This is a genomic window from Acutalibacter muris (assembly GCF_002201475.1).
Classification (GTDB): domain Bacteria; phylum Bacillota; class Clostridia; order Oscillospirales; family Acutalibacteraceae; genus Acutalibacter; species Acutalibacter muris.
Genome location: NZ_CP021422.1, coordinates 2,345,547 through 2,362,186, shown reverse-complemented (window position 1 = coordinate 2,362,186; position 16,640 = coordinate 2,345,547). Strand labels below are relative to the sequence as shown.

Genomic DNA, 16,640 nt, shown 5'->3' with positions numbered 1-16,640 from the left:
TTTTGCGCTCAACTGCCAGTTGAGTTTCGCAAAATCTCCACGCCCATTCGGTTATTGTAAAGCTGAGTCTGCCAGGTTAAAATAGAAACAGCGAAAGGGGGAGCAGCCATGCTGGACAGCAAACGGGTAGCAGCGTTCATCGCAAGAAAGCGCCGGGATCAGGGCTTGACCCAGGCTCAGGTGGCGGAGAAGCTTGGGGTCAGCTATCAGGCAGTCTCCAAATGGGAGCGGGGTACTATACCCAACGTGGAAATCGTAGTAGAGTTAGCAAAGCTTTTGCAGGTGTCCGTGGACACGTTGCTGGCAGGCGGGGAGTCGTGGTTTTCCTATGAGAAAGCGGGGATCGATCTGGAATCGCTGGACGCTTTCGCGCGGGATGCAGCCTCTTTCTGTGCACCCGACGGCCCTAGAGTGGTAAGTGTTCCCGGATACGCCCCGCTGCTACTGGATATCCATTTTCCGGAAATGCAGGATCCGCTCTTGATTATGAGCGCAGATACTATCGGTGCAAAATGCAAAATGGCTGCAAAGTTCGGTTACACTGAGGTGGTTGGAAGAGATATAGTCAACGATCTTATAGTGCATACCTGCTCTGCGGGGGGACATCCTCTGGCCCTGACGGATAGTCTTATCAGTGGAAATGCAGACCATGGGTTGTTGCGTTCGTTGATAAAGGGTATATCAGAAGCTTGCCGGGAAAATGAGTGTGCCCTCTTAGGCGGCAGCACCTGCATCCAGCCCCAGACCATGCGCTTAGGGGAATATACCTTGTCTGCCACCATGGTAGGTGTGGTGGAAAAAAGAAAGGTGGTGGATGGCAGTACCATAAAAGAAGGGGATATCATCTTGGTGGTGGCGTCAAACGGCCTGCATACATCCCACTATACCCAAATGCGGGTGATGTTAGAGGAAATGCCCCAAATCGAAAAACAAAAAATTGAGGGTGAAACGTTTATCCAGCACCTTATGAGGCCCCATCCGTCCTACTACAAAGCACTGAAACCCCTGTTAGGCCGCCCGGAACTGCATGGTATGCCTGTTTTGACTATAGGAGGTTTGGCAAATAGCAGACAATTGTACAAGATTATGCCAGATGGCCTAACTGCCGAGTTAGACCTAAGAAAATTGCGCCCACTGCCATTTTTCTGCTTCTTAAAAAATGCGAGTGGCTATGATGAACAGGAAATGCTGTACAATCACAACTGTGGCGTGGGCCTGTACTTAATTGTGGATAAGGACAGCGCGGAGGAAATCTCCAAGGAAATCGGGCAGTATTTTGACTGCTACGAGCTGGGCCGCGTCAAGGCCGGGGATAAGAAAGTTGTGCTGAAGAACCACATAAAATGGGAATAAGGGAGGGATAGCTTTGATAACTGTAAAAAACCTGCAAAAAATGTATAAAATCGCAAAGCCCGGCGAGGGCCGTTTTGCTACGCTCAAGGCGCTGGTGCGCCCTCAATATGAGGAACGCAGGGCGGTAGACGGCATTGATTTTACCATAAGCGATGGGGAGATCGTGGGCTACATAGGCCAGAACGGCGCGGGGAAATCCACCACTATCAAGATGCTGTCGGGCATCTTGGTACCCACTGCTGGGGATATAAAGGTCAACGGCCTTATTCCCCACAAGGACCGCAAGGAGCATCTACGAAACATCGGTGTGGTGTTCGGGCAAAAGACCTCTCTGTGGTGGGACGTGCCTGTCATTGACAGCCTGAACATATTAAAAGAAATGTATCAGGTAGAGGACAGCCGGTTCAAGAAAAACCTGGAAATGTTTACGGATTTGCTGGACTTAAGCCCCTTCCTCAACCAACCGGTGCGTCAGTTGAGCCTGGGCCAGCGTGTGCGGGCCGACCTGGCCGCTGCCCTGATGCACGACCCCAAAACACTTTTTCTAGACGAGCCCACCATCGGCGTAGACGTGGTGGCCAAGGAGCGCCTGCGGGAGTTCATCACTGAAATAAACCGGGAGCGGGGCGTCACCGTGCTGCTCACCACCCACGACGTGGTGGACATGGAAAAGCTGGTAAGCCGTGTCATCGTCATCCACGCCGGGAAGATCATTTTCGATGGCAGTATGCAGGGCCTGCGGGAACGCTACGGCGGCGAGGACGCGGATATTGAGGCCATCGTGCGGGACATTTACCAGGAAGGGGGCCGCACCGCATGAAAATCTTTTTGGCATCCCTGCGCATGGAAAAGCGCTCTACCGGCATATACCGGGTGGATTTCCTGCTGAAAGTCATGTACAGCATCATCGCCATGTATGGGGTACGCAGCCTGTGGGCAGCGCTCTACGCCCAGGATCCGTCTATTGTGGGCCGCCCCCTGTCTTCCATGATTACTTACGCCATGCTGGCGGTGGCGCTGGACATCATCTTTTATCCATCGGCGATGTCCACCGCGCCGCAGAACTACATCTCCCAGCAGGTGCGCTCTGGGCGCATCGACACAGACCTGCTGCGTCCCGTTGACTTGCAGCGGCAGCTTTTGGCCCGCAACGGCAGCGCGGCGCTGTTCGGGGCATTGTGGCTGGTGATGCCCGCCTGGGCTTTGGGCGTGCTGCTCATGGGGCTGGAATTGCCGCCTACCCTCCTGCATGGCACAGCGTTTTTAGTAAGCGGCGTGCTCAGCTTTTTGATATTGTTTTCTTTGAATTTCATGCTGGGCATGGTGTGCTTTGCCACCACGGAGATACGGCAGATCACTATGGCCTACAGCGGTATTCTCACGATCCTATCCGGCAAGCTCATCCCCAACTGGCTCTACCCGGAATGGATGCAGGCTGTCATAGAGATACTGCCGTTCCGGTGCGTCTTTGAAACGCCGCTGAATATCTATACAGGTGCAGCGAGTAGAGTTGATATCATATATAGTCTATTGTTGCAGGCAGCGTGGGCGGCTGTGCTGTTCCTGCTGGGCAAAATCATGTGGCTGGGTGTGCATAAACATCTGGCCGTACAGGGAGGTTAAAACATTGCACCTGCGGCGCAGGTTTGACAAGTTTTGCTGCGCAAAACATCGCGCAATTAAGGAGGATCATATGCAGGAAATAAAATCAGGACTGAAAATGTATGGTGCACTGCTGAAAATGACCCTGCGGGGCATCCTGCAATACCGGGTAGATTTCTGGATGAGCCTTGTGAGCGTCTGCCTGCTAAACGGCGCGAACATCGTGCAGTTGTCAGTGATTTCCTGGCGGTTCCATGCTCTGGGAAGCTGGCAGGTGGGGGATTTGCTGGTGCTTTACGGGCTGTTTTTGATAAGCTGGAGCATCTTCTCTGTGTTCTTCTTCAAGCTGTCGAAAATTGAGGATGAGATCGTCAGCGGCTCTTTTGACGTATACCTTCTGCGCCCGGTGAGCCCCTTTTTGCAGCTTGTGGGTGGGGATATCAAGTATACGGGCCTATGCGACACCCTCTTGGGCGTGGTACTGGTACCCATGGGCCTTGCTATGAACGGTACGCACTGGGGACTGTGGCAAATCCTTTGGTTCGTGGTATTTGTACTGTCTGGCGGAGCTATCGCGGTATGCATCAAGTTTCTCATCTCCTGCGCGACGTTCTGGACTACCAAGGCCAACGCTCTCAACCAGGTGTTCATTCAAATCTACCTGCTGACCCAGAAGTACCCTGTGACTATCTTTGGCCCGGCATTCCGAGTGCTGGTGACGGGGCTGGTGCCTGTGGCTTATCTTAATTTTTACCCGGCCGTCTTTCTCCTGGGCAAATCCGATGCGCCATTTTGGATGTGTACGCTCTCACCAGTGGTAGCGCTGGTTTTGGCAGGCATCTCCGCGCTGGTGTGGCGCAGGGGGCTGCGGAGATATAATAGCTGCGGCGGATGAGAGGCGCAAGGCAGTTGCAATCTGGCCTGTTTTATGGTATAATCGATTTAAAGGAGGGAGCCTCCATGACGGACAAAATATATTCCATTGATGAAATAAAGAAAATCATTTCTCCCATTGCCAGCCGGTACGGCGTAGAAAGGGTATTCCTGTTCGGCTCCTATGCCAGGGGCGAGGCTACGGAAGAAAGCGATTTGGATTTCCGGATAGACAAAGGGGCTCTGCGTGGGCTTTTCCAGCTTGGCGGTTTGTATAGTGACTTAGAGGAAAGATTTGATAAAAAACTGGATCTGCTGACAACAGGGAGCCTGGAGCAGAAATTTCTTGACCGCATCGCCAGCGAGGAGATTTTGGTTTATGGACATTGAGTATCGCGATCGGGAAATTATCGAAAAATCGGCAAATATTGCGGGGAGATTGCCGATGCCCATACGGCTTCCCATAAATCCTATGACATCTTTGCGTCCAATTCTGTCTATCGGAATGCCGTCTGCCTCTGCCTGCTGCAAATCGGCGAATTGGTTAACTATCTTTCGGAAGATTTCAAAAGTACCTATCCGCAAATCCCCTGGCAGGCCATTCGAGGCATGCGGAATGTAGTGGCGCATGAATATGGTAAAATTGACACGGCTACGGTATGGGAAACTGCTGAGAATGGCGTGCAGGAGCTGCAAGAATTTTGCAGGCAGGTTTTGGGCTAAACTGGATACCGCCTTTCTTTGTTTAGCGGCACAGATTTTGAGGGCGTTTATAAAATTGGCGCAGGAAAGCTCCTGTGCCTTCGCTCTTTTTGACCCACACCCAGACCCACACGGCGAAAAAACCAGATGGACACAGTGGAAAATTTAAGGTCATACGCCGTGGTATGGTGGAGCAGAAAGGCCCAGAAACGCCGCAATGGAGCCAAATTTCGGCCCTCTACACTGTTTGTAATCAGCAGGTCAGGGGTTCGAGTCCGTTCACCAGCTCCAAACTGGGCGGTCCGGCCCGCTGGGAAGGCCGGACAAGCCTTGTATAAAATTTCATAATTTATGGGGGAGTTCCCGAGTGGCCAAAGGGGGCAGACTGTAAATCTGTTGTCGACGACTTCAGTGGTTCGAATCCACTCTCCCCCACCATTGACAAAAGCCTCGCGTGAAATGTGCGAGGCTTTTGTTGTATATTTACAAAAATCCTTGGGCGCTAACTTGATTCGGGTATTGCATATCAAAGTGGATATTGCGAATAAATTTCCGGCCTGCTTTTTGTGCTGGCTCTGCCCGGGCCTACTCTCTTTTTGTCTTGACCCACACCCTGACCCACACGCGGATAGGACGGGAAACGGCTGGATACCTCCGGGCAGGAAGTTCCAGCCGTTTTTGGTGTGCTGACCCAAATTCACATGACCTTCTCCATGAAACTTCCCATCTTCTCGGCGGCTTGTTCTTGTTTCTGGCGGGTCGCGTGGGTGTAGGTGCGGAGAGTGAATCCTGCATCGTAGTGGCCAAGCATAGAGGAGACGGTTTTCACGTCTACACCGTTTTGTAGTGCGGCAGTGGCGAAAGTGTGCCTTAACGCATGAAAGTTTATATAATTTAATCCTGCTGACTTTAATATTCGCTTGTGGAGCGTTACGATGGAATCTGGATAGTACATCTCGCCGGTTCTTGTGGATGGGAACATATAGGGGTTATCCGGGTGTCTGCGGTGTTCCTGCTGGAGCAATTCCACCGCTCTTTGCGGGATTGATACCAATCTGACTGATGTCTCTGTTTTGGGTCGAGTGATGACGATGTTGCCGTTTTCGTCGCGGGTGGCCTGTTTGCTTACGCTGATTGTTTGGTTCTTAATGTCCAGGTCAGACCATATGAGCGCTACCAGTTCGCCTTTGCGGAAGCCGCTTACCAACTCGAGGTAGAACATGGGAAGGACGTGGCGGCGGTCGGCCTCGTCAAGATAGGCTTTCATGTCCTCGGCAGGGAGGAATTTCATCTCCTTTTTCTCAAGTTTTGGAGCAATGCAGTCCTCTGTAGGGTTGCGCTGGATTAGGCGCTCCTTGACCGCCCTGTCCAGCGCGTTGTGGAGCATGAGGTGGATACCGCGCACAGTGGATGCACTTAGGCCGGGTGACTTCTCTTTCTGAACCTCGCGCAGTCTGCCATTTTCGCGAAGGTCTTGGTAGAGCTTTTGCAAATCACGCCCGGTCAATTTGTTTAATTTGATGTCGCCGATTCGTGGGTTCACATGGAGTTCGATACTCCTGCGGTAGTATTCGGCGGTGGAAACCCGGACGTTGGGTTTGGCATAGAGTGCGTACCAGTTCGTCAGCCATGAACCTACCGTGTAATCATCGGAGCGGGCTACGTCCAAATTCTTTGTATCCTCAAGTGCTATTGCCAGCTTTTCTTTGACCTCTGCCTGGGTCTTACCGAGCACATTCTTGATTATGCGTTTGCCGGTTGCGGGGTCATAGCCTGCTGTGTAGCGGCCTTCCCATCTGCCATCCTTGCGCTTGCGAATGTTTCCTTCGCCGTTTGCTCGTTTCTTTGCCATATATCGGCCCCCTTTCTCAGCACACCACAATACCACACTTTGCTGAGAAAGTCCACTGACATTTTCCTTACATTTTGGGTCTGAAGTTCAAATTTATAAAAACCGTATTCTTTGTTTAGCGGCGCAAATTTTGAGGGGGTTAGTCATCGTAATATCCGGCCAAAATATCTTCAAGGCTTACCTTTCCACGAGTACGGCGAACATTGTTTATGGCTTCGCGGCGCATTTCCTCTACCTGCTCAGGCGTGTATTCAGAAAGCTCCGCCAACACCCGCATCACCATCTCTAGCTGCACCGCATAGCGGAAAAGTCCTTTCGAGATGGCCTTGGCGTTGTCCTCTGACAATTTCAGGACGGCCTCGGCCAGTTTGTCACCCAGGATGTCATTATCTTGCAAATCGGTGTCAGCCATGAGGCTTTCGACTGCTCGCGCAAACAATTCATTTCGGGAGGAAAATCCCTGTTCTTTCGCAAACCTGTCCGCTCGTTTCACTAGACCTCTGTCCAAATATAGGCTTATTCGCTGCATTTTTTCTGAATCCATAAAACGCCTCCAAAAATGCAATACACCAACTTGTGACCCCAAGAAATTTCCCAGTATTCAGCCGTTTCTGCCTACTTGCAACGCCTAACTTTACACCAAATCCCCATTTGTGACTCAACTCTGACACCCATCTTACTACGCCCGGCAACTCCCGAAAAAGCCCGTGGTTTCCAGCCTTCCCGCCCGGCTCTGCCGGACGGTGTGGACTGCAAAGGCGCCGCTTTGGCGCCTTGCTTTCTCCTGCTTGTTTTTCGACCGGTATTTTTGAGCTATCTCTGGCTGGATATTCTTTCACGATCAGCGCATAATCTTCCGCTTATCTCAGGCTTGTGTATGCCGCCTCAAATTCCCACAAATGCCTCATCATCGAAAATGATACATTTTCTTTAATCGTTCTAAAATCTCGTAAACCACCGGGCAATGCTCGGCAGACGTCAGAATACTGTATAAGTTGAAAAGTCTTCCAGGCTTGTCCGTGTACGGATATTCACGGCATTGTCTGGGCCTGCATGATTCTATCCCGCACCGCCCATCGTCATCCAGAAAGGCACATGGACTTTTCAACTCTAATCCTTCCTCGCCCTGTACCAAGTATTTCTCCCGGAAGGATTCCTGAGTCATGCTGAGAAAATCCGAAATGTCAGTAATCTCATCATTCTCTAATACCGTGCTATATGCACGGCAGCAGTTGGCGCACTGGCTGCAGTCATACCCTTCAAACAATTCGTTATGTAAGGATAAAAACTGCTGGTCTAATTCCTCATCGTCAGCATGGTTTTTCAAGAAACTTCTGAACTTGAGATTTTCCAGATCTTTCTTCTTAGCCGCCTTGTATACTTCTTCTGGACTTATCATTTTCTTCCTCCTTCTCAGCGTCCTCACACGCTGCCACAAATGGCCTCAGGTCGCGTTTACCGGTGTTTGCCGTGTCCCTGCACCCCCCGGGCCTAAACTGCCCAACACGGCCCTCACAGGGCCGACAGCGCTTTGACACAGGGATGACACAGTTCCTTTCACTCCCGACATCACCACGCAAGCTGAAATAGGGCAGTAAATTCTTTTCAGACTCACTGCTTATCTGTGCGACCGTGACGAGACGGCGGCAATTCAAGTTTCATACATTTGTAGGTCAATAAACAGGAAGTTATTTACTTCTTATAGTGTAATCCAAAATCTCTTCATTTTGCATCCATCAACGTCTATGATTTTCTCAAAAACTCCACCATTCGCAATTATTACTTTTTCACTTGCTGCATTCTCACTATTACAAGTTACAAGAAGTTTTTCTATTCCCATTGATTTTGCATTTTGTATATTCAACCGAAGCATTTCCTTTGCATAACCTTTGCCGCGTTCAGAAGGGCGCACTGAATACCCACAATGCCCTCCCCACGTTCCAAGAATAGGATGATTTATGTGATGACGCAAATCTATCACGCCTACAACTTTGTCATCTCTCTTGCGTACAGCTAAGTATGTATGAGAAGGAACAGTCGCTCCCGTGTCACCGCATGTTTCTTCACTTTTTCTTAGTTCACATATTTTTATCCACTCTTCAGAAGACTTACTTACATCAAGCGACATACAACCTGCAAATTGATCTTCATTTTCTGCGTCACATTCCAAAATTTCTTGACGAAATTTCCATATTTCATCTGCATATATCTGCTGAGACTCTATTAATAAAATTTGATCCATTCTAATATTTCTCCTTAAATTCCGATTTGCCGACCTGCCATTATTATATCACGGCTACCAAAAATTGCAACTGAATCTAAGAGATTTACCGACGGCGGAAAGCCATTGCAAACGGTTTCGGCGGTCTCCCAAAGTTTCTCTCTTTGTTTACATAGCAGGTCTGCCAGGGGTATAGAAGTTTTCCGTGAAAAGCGCTGGAGGGCTGGCGCATCCTCTGCCAGAAAAACCGGCGTATCAAAGTAAATTCGTTCCCCATTATTTCGCAGAGCGCCGGCAGAAATCAGCCTGTCTACTGCCTCTGAGCCAAATTCTTCATGCAGAAGACCAGCGGGACAGGCCCCAGGCGGAAAATCTGCCACCCGGGAGAGAATCCCATCGGCCTGGGTTCTAAGAATCTGCCGGGGATTGCCAGGATGCGCCGCAGTTTGGTCCGGGTCAAAGTTTTCAAAGAGAAAGTATTCAAAATGACGCATTGCAAAGTCCCCCCCCCTTAGTGAATCTCAGACATTATATCACGTCCGGCGGGCAAAATCAAGTTGACAGACAATTCCAATGGCAGCACGCTCCCTTCGGAGTTGCGGGGCAAAGCGTAAAATGGACCGTTTTCTTTTGAGATGATTTCTTCATGGATTAGAACTGTATTCTTTGTTATGTGGCGCATATTTTGACCGCCTATTTTCTGCTATTGTAAAATTGTTTCTTGTCCGTTTTCGGTTCCTGACCCACATCCCGACCCACACGGCGAAAAAAGCGGGTGGACACAGTGGAAAATTCAGGGTCAAATACCGCGCTATGGTGGAGCGGAAAGGCTTAGAAACGCCGCAATGGAGCCAATTTATTGCACTCCACACTGTTTGTAATCAGCAGGTCAGGGGTTCGAGTCCGTTCACCAGCTCCAAACTGGGCGGTCCGGCCCGCTGGGAAGGCCGGACAAGCCTTGTATAAAATTTCATAATTTATGGGGGAGTTCCCGAGTGGCCAAAGGGGGCAGACTGTAAATCTGTTGTCGACGACTTCAGTGGTTCGAATCCACTCTCCCCCACCATTGACAAAAGCCTCGCGTGAAATGTGCGAGGCTTTTGTTGTATATTTACAAAAATCCTTGGGCGCTAACTTGATTCGGGTATTGCATATCAAAGTGGATATTGCGAATAAATTTCCGGCCTGCTTTTTGTGCTGGCTCTGCCCGGGCCTACTCTCTTTTTGTCTTGACCCACACCCTGACCCACACGCGGATAGGACGGGAAACGGCTGGATACCTCCGGGCAGGAAGTTCCAGCCGTTTTTGGTGTGCTGACCCAAATTCACATGACCTTCTCCATGAAACTTCCCATCTTCTCGGCGGCTTGTTCTTGTTTCTGGCGGGTCGCGTGGGTGTAGGTGCGGAGAGTGAATCCTGCATCGTAGTGGCCAAGCATAGAGGAGACGGTTTTCACGTCTACACCGTTTTGTAGTGCGGCAGTGGCGAAAGTGTGCCCTTATGGCATAATAAGGACAAATCGAAAATCCCAGTGATTTCTAGGGGATTCGGGTTTGTCCTTATTCTTTTTCCATGAAAAAAAGGGCGAAAGGAGGCCAAAATGAACCGGGCAAAAAAGCGGCGTGTCACATTAAGGACAAAATTTTAATCAAGCGTGAAACCATACAATATGAACAAATATAACCGAAAGGAACAAAAAGCATGAGCAAGGTAATCGCAATCTGCAACCAAAAAGGCGGGGTCGGCAAGACCGTCACCACCGTAAACTTAGGCATCGGCCTAGCCCGCCAGGGTAAACGTGTCCTGCTGGTGGACGTAGACGCACAAGGCTCTTTGACCGCCAGCCTGGGCTACCAGCACCCGGACCAGTTAGAGGAAACCCTCTCCACCGTGCTGGGCAAGGTCATAGAGGACAAGCCCCTTCTCCCCGGCGAGGGAATCATCCATCATGAGGAAGGTGTAGACCTCCTCCCCGCCAACATCGACCTAGCGGCAATGGAGGTCACGCTGGTGAACATCATGAGCCGGGAAACCATCCTCCGTGAATACCTAAACACTGTCCGCGACCAGTACGACATCATTCTCCTGGACTGCTGCCCCTCGCTGGGTATGCTTACCATCAACGCCCTATCAGCCGCCGACACGCTTATAATCCCCATGATGGCCCATTACCTCTCGCTGAAAGGCATGGAACAGCTCATGAGGACCATCGGCAAGGTGAAGCGCCAAATCAACCCAAAGCTGACTATCAGCGGTATTTTAGTCACAATGGCAGACATGCGGACTACATACTCCCAGGAAATCGTGGAGCTGCTGAGAGATTCTTACGGCAGCCAGCTGAGAATCTTCAACACCATCATCCCCCGCTCAATTCGTGCGGCAGAGACCAGCGCCGAGGGCAAGAGTATCTTTTTACACGACCCCAGCGGCAAAGTCTCAGCGGCATATGAAGCCCTGACCTTGGAGGTAGCGTCATGAAAAGCAGTGCGGCGAAAATTCAAATGACCGGCCTGGACGCATTGTTCGGCGAGGCCCCCGCACAAGTCACCGGCGACCAGATTCAAGAAGTCGCGCTATCGGAGCTGCACCCATTCAAAGACCACCCTTTCCATGTAATTGACGATGAGAAAATGCAGGAAATGGCCGAGAGCGTTGCGCAGTATGGCGTTCTGGTGCCGGGTATCGTCCGGCCCAGGCCAGAGGGCGGCTATGAAATCATAGCGGGCCACCGGCGCACCAGGGCCAGCGAGCTGGCCGGGAAAGAGACCATGCCGGTTATCGTCCGGGATATGGACGATGACGAGGCAACAATTATTATGGTGGACAGCAATTTGCAGCGGGAGAAGATTCTTCCCAGCGAAAAGGCGTTTGCCTATAAAATGAAGCTTGAGGCCATGAATCATCAAGGCCAAAGGAGTGACCTGACCTGTGAACGAGCCGTGCACAGGTTGAAATCCCGAGATATTCTTGCCCAGCAAGCCGGGGAAAAATCCGGCATGGCAATCACCCGCTATATCTCGCTGACAAGGCTGATTGAACCCTTCCTGCAATATGTTGACGAGGGCAAAATCTCCGTAAGCTGCGCTGCCGACTACCTGTCCGCGCTGTCAGAGAATCAGCAATGGGACGTAAAACAAGTTATGACATCCACCGGCCTGTTTCCTTCGCCAAAGCAGATGGCAGAGCTGAAAGAGTATAGCCGTGCAAACGGCTGGAACGCCGAGGGAGTTTGTGAAATACTAAAAGTGCAGGTCAATAAGCTGGTGCAAGTCACCATTAAAAGTAAGAAATTAAGCCAATATTTCCCCAAAGAATACACCCAACAGCAGATGGAAGAAGTTATCTTATCCCTGCTGGAAAGCTGGAAAAATCAGCAGAAAGGGGCGGAACAAGATGGCAACGACATCTAAAATCATCACCGTGAAAGACACCGCTTTCGGCCAGGATATGCTTGAGGTCTTGGCGGAACGGCAGTTAGAAAAAGCGGGGTTCCGGGGGCTGGATATTTCAACGTCTATTCTAACCTTAAAAGAGTATCTTGTCAAGAAACTCAGCCACGGAAATTGGAGAGTTGACCCCGGCCATTGCCAGCCGGAACTGCGCTACCTCTACCCCATCTACTTCGATTCCGCGCGTGTCCTTCTTGCGGAGTGTGTAGCCGAGTTCTTCCAAACCGGCAGAATCTATATGGCGGTTCTGGACCCATACCGCATGGAGTATGCGGAGCATGAGATACGCCTGCTGATACTTAGGCCGGAGGACGTTTCCTCTCTCCTGCGGGCGCTCAGGAAAGTCCATGCCCCGGGCCATGACCTGATTGCCAGATGGAAAAATCAAGCTGACCAAGAGAGGTGGCTGGAGCACCTCCAAACGCTCCAACAGGCTATAAGCAAATTACAGTAAATACAGTTTCCTGCCCCATTACTCTTTGTGGTGGGGCTATTTTTGTACCCATTTTTAGGAGGCGTCGACCATGAAAGATGATTTTTGGGACATTTGTAACTGCCCGGAGTGCAGTTACTTTAGCTCAGGTAAACCCCACTGCTGCGGTTTACCAAAGCGTATAACGGAGCGGGACAAGCCCTATATCCGGGGGGCCGTGCGGACCTGCCACTGCGTCAATCCCCGCCTGTGGGAATTTTATGAGAGCTTGGGGGCGGGGAAATGAAGGAGGCTTTTGGTCCGGCAGACAATATTGCCGACGGAAAAATGTACCTGCGTTTGGCGGCAGATATGGATAACCGCATAGCGGAGTTAAGAGACAGATTCAATTCCACCGGCGATATGCAGTTTTATTATAAAATTCAGGAATTGAAGAAAATCCGGCGCGAACACCGGGACACGGCGGCGCTCCTGCTGCGCCGGGGCGAGCTCCGGGAGAGGGAAAAAGCGGGAAAGGGGGAGCATTGCCGATGATGAAACTCCTGCTGGGCGGCTCGCCCTGCACCCACTGGAGTATCGCCCAATCGCGCCACAGAGAGACCAGGCCGGAGGGCCAGGGCTGGGAGCTGTTCCGCAACTATCTTATCGCAAAGGAGCGGTATTGTCCAGACTTTTTCCTCTATGAGAACAACAAAAGCATGGCGCCGGCTATCCGGGAGCAGATCACGGCGGAGCTGGGTGTGGAGCCGATATTCATCAACTCCGCCCTGGTGTCCGCCCAGAGCCGCCAGCGGCTTTACTGGACGAACATACCCGGAGTAGAGCAGCCCGAGGACCGTGGGCTGGTGCTGCGGGACATTTTGGAGAGCGGCCTGCCGCTCCGGGAAAAAGGGTACACACTGAAAGCCAACTATGCCAACTCTAACGCGGCCAACGCCCTGGATAGCAAGCACTTCCCCGCGACAATGGCGGCGGAGCCAATCCGAGTGGGCGCCATCGAGAGCAGCACCGGCTCAGAGGGCCAGGGCCACAGAGTGTACTCTGCGGACGGAAAGAGCAAGACCCTCTGCGGCAACGGCGGCGGTGCGGGAGCGAAAACTGGGCTTTACACAGTCCCCACCGGGATGGCATGGCGGGGCCATGCAAACGCTGATAACCCATCCTCCTTTGAGGCCCGCCCTGACCAGAAAGCTAACGCTGTCATTGTAGGCCACCAGAGCCGCCTTGTGATAGAAACTGCTGATGGCAGGAGTTTCCCGGCCTATAAGGTCAAAAACGGTCGGATTGCAATAAAGGGTCGGGAGTATCCCATACGGCTGGCAGACGGTTTCTACATCATCCGCAAGCTGACGGTTTTGGAGTGTATGCGACTGCAAACGGTCCCGGAAGACTACATATTCCCGGTGAGCAACTCCCAGGCATACAAAATGCTGGGCAACGGCTGGACGGTGGAGGTTATCGCACATATCCTTTCCTACTGCCCGGGCATTACTGCGGAGCCGGTAGAGGTGCTTTCCATGTACGACGGCATGAGCTGCGGGCGGCTGGCTCTGAACAAGCTGGGCGCAGATGTCGTGAGATATTACGCTACAGAAATTGACAAATACGCCATCAGGACTACAAAGACGAACTTCCCCGATACCCTCCAGATGGGCGACGCTTTCAGAGTGCGGGAAGACGGCTGGCGGTCTTTTACTGAATCTGTCGGGAGGTGAAGCAAATGAACGAAACAGAACGCCTGCACGGATTCCTGGTCAAAAAGTTCCCTGAAAAGCCGGAATTTCTTTCTATGACGCAGGAGGAATTTGAGGACCGCACCCTACAGGCATGGAGCGGCAGCGACGAGGATTCCAGGGTTTCCGCCGCCCTCCGGGGCGGGGAGCGCGAGTGGGAGCTGCTCTGGAACGACGAAAGCTATAAGGTGCGCGGAGCCGTGGCCTGCCGTGCCGGAGAGAAGTACCAGCTCAGGCTTGTGGGCGACGGGGTAGAGCCGGTGAGGAAAAGGCTGGCGGTCTACGGCACGGACAGGGTGCGCCTTGCCCTCATAGAGCGCGGCGAAGCGGACCCGGAGGTCATAGAAAATATAGCAAAATTCGGCAATATCACCGTCCGGCACCGGCTGGTGGACGCGGCCTGGGGGAAACCTCAATTATTGACAAAGGCTGTCCCATATCTGCCCGCCAGCGACATAGAAAGGCTTATGTCACATCCTGACACGGACATACGGTATAAGGCCGCCGAACACGGCACCAAAGAGCAGTGCCTCCGCTTATTGGCGCAGCCCTGTCCTCAAAATGACATAATGTCAATTACTGCGCGGGAGGCGCTGGCCGAGCGGATAGATGAGCTTGACGCGGTAGCGGACGCTATCAATTTTGGAAACCAAAAGACACGTGAAAATCATGAAATGGAGTTATAGCCATGAAAAAACTACAGTTAAAGGACCTGCACCCGGAAACTGCCCGGGGCTTCCGTTTCCTTATGGTCCCAAGCGAGCTGATCGAAAACGGGGAATACGCCGACCTGGACGACAGCGCAAAGCTTCTGTATTCAAAAATGATCGAAAGGGCCGGTTGGTCAGCATGTAACGAGGAGAAGTTTTCTGACAAAAGCGGACGACTTTTCATCATCTATACGGTGGAGCAGATGAAGAAGGACCTGCAAAAATCCCAACCCACCATTGTCAAGCTGACGAAGCAGTTGGAGGACAAGGGGCTCATAGAAAAGGTGCGCCAGGGCCAGGGCAAGCCCACGAGAATTTACATAAAGGACTTCTCCTCCGCGCCCCACCATGAGCCGGAGAAGCCCGGAAGTAAAGACCGTGAACTTTCAGAAGTTAAAAATCTTAACTTCAGGGGTTCAGGCGATTTGACCCCGGAAGGTAAAGACTCCGGGAAATCGGACGATTTCACCTCCATAAATGAAGACCCTGAACCTTCAGAAGTTAAAGACGTTAACTTCTTGAAGTTAAATTCTTTAACCTCTAGAAGTAAAGACTCTTTACTTCCAGAAGTTAAAAATCTTAACTCTATATATACAGAGAATATAAAGACAGAGAATAATAACCTCCCCTCCAACCCTCCTGCAGCTAACCCGGAGGGAGGGGTGGACGGAATAATGGAAAATGTCCGTGAGCAGATCGAGTATGACGTTCTGGCACAGGAGTACGGACAGGAGCTCTGCGACGAGGTGGTGGAGATAATCACAGAGGTACGCTGCCGTGACAGCCCCAGAATGAAGATCGGCACAGCGTGGTACCCCATGGACTTTGTGCGGCAGCGGATGGAAAGCCTCACCAGTGACCATGTCAGCTATGTGCTGGACAGCCTGGGCCGGGCGGGACCGGTGCGCAACCCCCACGGGTATTTACTGGCGCTCCTGTTCAACGCCCCCGCCTCCAGCAGCACGGCGGTGCAGGCGCTTTATAACGCATATAACGGGTAAAAGACTCCCAAAAATTGGAGGAAACAGCATGAAAGACAAATACATGGACCTAAAAACTGAGTTCACAGAGACCATTTCCGCTCTTTCAGCGGCGACCGGCTGGACAACGGAACAGACCGAGGACGTGCTGGAGTTGGTGCTGGCTGCCGCCGAAAAGAAGACGCGCCTGACAGCGGCGCAGTACCGGGATAAAGTGAAACAGGCGCGGGTAGAAGCCACGAAGCTCCTGCTCAAAAACTACCGGCAGCTAAAATGGTCCATTGAAGCAGGCACGGAAAATACCCTGGCTATGCTGGAGGATAAAAAGTTCCAGCGGCTCATGGAGCTGGAGGAGAGCGTTGAGAATCAGAATCTGCGCTCCACGGCCCTGCTGACCGCCTCCAACAAGGTGCTCTGGGCGCAGCTCAACACAGCCCTGGACTGTTTCCGGGAGTATTGTGAAGCTGCCGCAAGCCAGCAGACAAGGCGGCAGTACCGTCTCGTCTACGAGCGCTATCTGGCCCCCAAGGAAAAGCCCGTGCAGGATATTGTCGAGCTTCTGCACATTGAGCGCGCCCACTTCTTCCGGGGAATTCAGGAGGCGGCGTGCACACTGAGCGTAATGCTGTTTGGCTCCCACAGCCAGGAGGATTTCCTCCTGACTGTGACAGAGGAGACGAAGCACGAAAGGACAGATCAGCTTTGACCATGCAGTTAAAAAAGTTTCTGAA

Annotated in this window: 20 protein-coding genes, 2 tRNA genes and 1 pseudogene; 17 read left to right on the top strand and 6 right to left on the bottom strand. The window is 51.8% G+C overall.

Going from position 1 to position 16,640, the window contains the following annotated elements; genetic code table 11:
• Window positions 1-108 precede the first annotated feature (108 nt).
• The 7 genes from ADH66_RS12100 to ADH66_RS12070 all read left to right on the top strand — a co-directional run bounded on the left by ADH66_RS12100 (window position 109) and on the right by ADH66_RS12070 (window position 4,968).
• Window positions 109-1,353 (top strand): helix-turn-helix domain-containing protein, encoded by a 1,245-nt coding sequence (locus ADH66_RS12100; protein WP_066540376.1) that lies wholly within the window; start codon window positions 109-111, stop codon window positions 1,351-1,353.
• Window positions 1,354-1,366: 13 nt separating this feature from the next.
• Window positions 1,367-2,173 carry an ABC transporter ATP-binding protein gene (locus ADH66_RS12095; RefSeq protein WP_066540379.1) on the top strand — a complete coding sequence of 269 codons (807 nt, stop codon included), beginning with the start codon at window positions 1,367-1,369 and terminating at the stop codon, window positions 2,171-2,173.
• Entirely contained in the window at window positions 2,170-2,976 is an 807-nt protein-coding gene (locus tag ADH66_RS12090; protein WP_066540388.1) for an ABC transporter permease, read from the top strand. Before ADH66_RS12095 ends, ADH66_RS12090 begins: the two co-directional genes overlap by 4 nt.
• A gap of 70 nt (window positions 2,977-3,046) precedes the next feature.
• On the top strand, window positions 3,047-3,850 hold the full coding sequence (locus ADH66_RS12085) for an ABC transporter permease (protein WP_066540391.1): 804 nt from the start codon (window positions 3,047-3,049) through the stop codon (window positions 3,848-3,850).
• A 65-nt stretch (window positions 3,851-3,915) separates the two neighbouring features.
• Window positions 3,916-4,218 carry a nucleotidyltransferase family protein gene (locus ADH66_RS12080; protein WP_066540393.1) on the top strand — a complete coding sequence of 101 codons (303 nt, stop codon included), beginning with the start codon at window positions 3,916-3,918 and terminating at the stop codon, window positions 4,216-4,218.
• A 27-nt stretch (window positions 4,219-4,245) separates the two neighbouring features.
• Window positions 4,246-4,551 carry a HepT-like ribonuclease domain-containing protein gene (locus tag ADH66_RS12075; protein WP_084384508.1) on the top strand — a complete coding sequence of 102 codons (306 nt, stop codon included), beginning with the start codon at window positions 4,246-4,248 and terminating at the stop codon, window positions 4,549-4,551.
• Window positions 4,552-4,883: 332 nt separating this feature from the next.
• A tRNA-Tyr gene (locus tag ADH66_RS12070) sits at window positions 4,884-4,968 on the top strand.
• 259 nt (window positions 4,969-5,227) lie between these two features.
• Here ADH66_RS12070 and ADH66_RS12065 read toward each other — a convergent pair.
• The 5 genes from ADH66_RS12065 to ADH66_RS12045 all read right to left on the bottom strand — a co-directional run bounded on the left by ADH66_RS12065 (window position 5,228) and on the right by ADH66_RS12045 (window position 9,097).
• A complete protein-coding gene (locus ADH66_RS12065) occupies window positions 5,228-6,382 on the bottom strand; it encodes a tyrosine-type recombinase/integrase (RefSeq protein WP_066540394.1) in 1,155 nt (384 codons plus the stop codon).
• Window positions 6,383-6,521: 139 nt separating this feature from the next.
• Window positions 6,522-6,926: a CopG family ribbon-helix-helix protein gene (locus tag ADH66_RS12060; protein ID WP_066540396.1), complete on the bottom strand. Its 405-nt coding sequence runs from the start codon at window positions 6,924-6,926 to the stop codon at window positions 6,522-6,524.
• Window positions 6,927-7,289: 363 nt separating this feature from the next.
• Window positions 7,290-7,781: a YkgJ family cysteine cluster protein gene (locus tag ADH66_RS12055; protein ID WP_066540404.1), complete on the bottom strand. Its 492-nt coding sequence runs from the start codon at window positions 7,779-7,781 to the stop codon at window positions 7,290-7,292.
• A 300-nt stretch (window positions 7,782-8,081) separates the two neighbouring features.
• The gene (locus ADH66_RS12050) at window positions 8,082-8,624 is read right to left on the bottom strand and encodes a GNAT family N-acetyltransferase (protein WP_066540407.1); all 543 of its coding nucleotides are present in this window, start codon (window positions 8,622-8,624) and stop codon (window positions 8,082-8,084) included.
• A 14-nt stretch (window positions 8,625-8,638) separates the two neighbouring features.
• Entirely contained in the window at window positions 8,639-9,097 is a 459-nt protein-coding gene (locus ADH66_RS12045; RefSeq protein WP_066540410.1) for a hypothetical protein, read from the bottom strand.
• A 487-nt stretch (window positions 9,098-9,584) separates the two neighbouring features.
• Here ADH66_RS12045 and ADH66_RS12040 point away from each other — a divergent pair.
• Window positions 9,585-9,669: transfer RNA gene (locus ADH66_RS12040), tRNA-Tyr, on the top strand.
• 259 nt (window positions 9,670-9,928) lie between these two features.
• Here the strand turns inward: ADH66_RS12040 and ADH66_RS12035 are convergent.
• Window positions 9,929-10,099, bottom strand: a pseudogene (locus ADH66_RS12035) (tyrosine-type recombinase/integrase); the annotation flags it as partial.
• Between the two features lie 206 nt (window positions 10,100-10,305).
• Between ADH66_RS12035 and ADH66_RS12030 the strand changes: the two are divergent.
• The 9 genes from ADH66_RS12030 to ADH66_RS11990 all read left to right on the top strand — a co-directional run bounded on the left by ADH66_RS12030 (window position 10,306) and on the right by ADH66_RS11990 (window position 16,615).
• Complete coding sequence (locus ADH66_RS12030; protein WP_066540412.1) at window positions 10,306-11,082, top strand: ParA family protein; 777 nt, start codon at window positions 10,306-10,308, stop codon at window positions 11,080-11,082.
• On the top strand, window positions 11,079-12,014 hold the full coding sequence (locus ADH66_RS12025; RefSeq protein WP_066540414.1) for a ParB/RepB/Spo0J family partition protein: 936 nt from the start codon (window positions 11,079-11,081) through the stop codon (window positions 12,012-12,014). The genes ADH66_RS12030 and ADH66_RS12025 overlap by 4 nt, the downstream gene beginning before the upstream one ends.
• On the top strand, window positions 11,998-12,507 hold the full coding sequence (locus ADH66_RS12020) for a hypothetical protein (protein ID WP_066540416.1): 510 nt from the start codon (window positions 11,998-12,000) through the stop codon (window positions 12,505-12,507). Before ADH66_RS12025 ends, ADH66_RS12020 begins: the two co-directional genes overlap by 17 nt.
• A gap of 70 nt (window positions 12,508-12,577) precedes the next feature.
• Window positions 12,578-12,772 carry a hypothetical protein gene (locus tag ADH66_RS12015; RefSeq protein ID WP_066537590.1) on the top strand — a complete coding sequence of 65 codons (195 nt, stop codon included), beginning with the start codon at window positions 12,578-12,580 and terminating at the stop codon, window positions 12,770-12,772.
• On the top strand, window positions 12,769-13,020 hold the full coding sequence (locus ADH66_RS12010) for a hypothetical protein (protein WP_066537588.1): 252 nt from the start codon (window positions 12,769-12,771) through the stop codon (window positions 13,018-13,020). The genes ADH66_RS12015 and ADH66_RS12010 overlap by 4 nt, the downstream gene beginning before the upstream one ends.
• Window positions 13,017-14,201 carry a DNA cytosine methyltransferase gene (locus ADH66_RS12005; RefSeq protein WP_066540417.1) on the top strand — a complete coding sequence of 395 codons (1,185 nt, stop codon included), beginning with the start codon at window positions 13,017-13,019 and terminating at the stop codon, window positions 14,199-14,201. Before ADH66_RS12010 ends, ADH66_RS12005 begins: the two co-directional genes overlap by 4 nt.
• Before the next feature lie 5 nt (window positions 14,202-14,206).
• Window positions 14,207-14,905: a hypothetical protein gene (locus tag ADH66_RS12000; protein ID WP_066540419.1), complete on the top strand. Its 699-nt coding sequence runs from the start codon at window positions 14,207-14,209 to the stop codon at window positions 14,903-14,905.
• A 2-nt stretch (window positions 14,906-14,907) separates the two neighbouring features.
• Window positions 14,908-15,930 carry a DUF6017 domain-containing protein gene (locus ADH66_RS11995; RefSeq protein WP_066540421.1) on the top strand — a complete coding sequence of 341 codons (1,023 nt, stop codon included), beginning with the start codon at window positions 14,908-14,910 and terminating at the stop codon, window positions 15,928-15,930.
• Between the two features lie 28 nt (window positions 15,931-15,958).
• A complete protein-coding gene (locus tag ADH66_RS11990; protein ID WP_066540423.1) occupies window positions 15,959-16,615 on the top strand; it encodes a hypothetical protein in 657 nt (218 codons plus the stop codon).
• Window positions 16,616-16,640: the final 25 nt, after the last annotated feature.

Excerpts from the sequence above, each read along its gene's own strand:
- ADH66_RS12050 (WP_066540407.1), bottom strand. The coding sequence starts at position 8,624 with ATGGATCAAATTTTATTAATAGAGTCTCAGCAGATATATGCAGATGAA.
- ADH66_RS12015 (WP_066537590.1), top strand. The coding sequence starts at position 12,578 with ATGAAAGATGATTTTTGGGACATTTGTAACTGCCCGGAGTGCAGTTAC.
- ADH66_RS12090 (WP_066540388.1), top strand. The coding sequence starts at position 2,170 with ATGAAAATCTTTTTGGCATCCCTGCGCATGGAAAAGCGCTCTACCGGC.
- ADH66_RS12000 (WP_066540419.1), top strand. The coding sequence starts at position 14,207 with ATGAACGAAACAGAACGCCTGCACGGATTCCTGGTCAAAAAGTTCCCT.
- ADH66_RS11990 (WP_066540423.1), top strand. The coding sequence starts at position 15,959 with ATGAAAGACAAATACATGGACCTAAAAACTGAGTTCACAGAGACCATT.
- ADH66_RS12025 (WP_066540414.1), top strand. The coding sequence starts at position 11,079 with ATGAAAAGCAGTGCGGCGAAAATTCAAATGACCGGCCTGGACGCATTG.
- ADH66_RS12060 (WP_066540396.1), bottom strand. The coding sequence starts at position 6,926 with ATGGATTCAGAAAAAATGCAGCGAATAAGCCTATATTTGGACAGAGGT.
- ADH66_RS12080 (WP_066540393.1), top strand. The coding sequence starts at position 3,916 with ATGACGGACAAAATATATTCCATTGATGAAATAAAGAAAATCATTTCT.
- ADH66_RS12065 (WP_066540394.1), bottom strand. The coding sequence starts at position 6,382 with ATGGCAAAGAAACGAGCAAACGGCGAAGGAAACATTCGCAAGCGCAAG.
- ADH66_RS12020 (WP_066540416.1), top strand. The coding sequence starts at position 11,998 with ATGGCAACGACATCTAAAATCATCACCGTGAAAGACACCGCTTTCGGC.
- ADH66_RS12010 (WP_066537588.1), top strand. The coding sequence starts at position 12,769 with ATGAAGGAGGCTTTTGGTCCGGCAGACAATATTGCCGACGGAAAAATG.
- ADH66_RS12055 (WP_066540404.1), bottom strand. The coding sequence starts at position 7,781 with ATGATAAGTCCAGAAGAAGTATACAAGGCGGCTAAGAAGAAAGATCTG.
- ADH66_RS11995 (WP_066540421.1), top strand. The coding sequence starts at position 14,908 with ATGAAAAAACTACAGTTAAAGGACCTGCACCCGGAAACTGCCCGGGGC.
- ADH66_RS12100 (WP_066540376.1), top strand. The coding sequence starts at position 109 with ATGCTGGACAGCAAACGGGTAGCAGCGTTCATCGCAAGAAAGCGCCGG.
- ADH66_RS12030 (WP_066540412.1), top strand. The coding sequence starts at position 10,306 with ATGAGCAAGGTAATCGCAATCTGCAACCAAAAAGGCGGGGTCGGCAAG.
- ADH66_RS12005 (WP_066540417.1), top strand. The coding sequence starts at position 13,017 with ATGATGAAACTCCTGCTGGGCGGCTCGCCCTGCACCCACTGGAGTATC.
- ADH66_RS12085 (WP_066540391.1), top strand. The coding sequence starts at position 3,047 with ATGCAGGAAATAAAATCAGGACTGAAAATGTATGGTGCACTGCTGAAA.
- ADH66_RS12045 (WP_066540410.1), bottom strand. The coding sequence starts at position 9,097 with ATGCGTCATTTTGAATACTTTCTCTTTGAAAACTTTGACCCGGACCAA.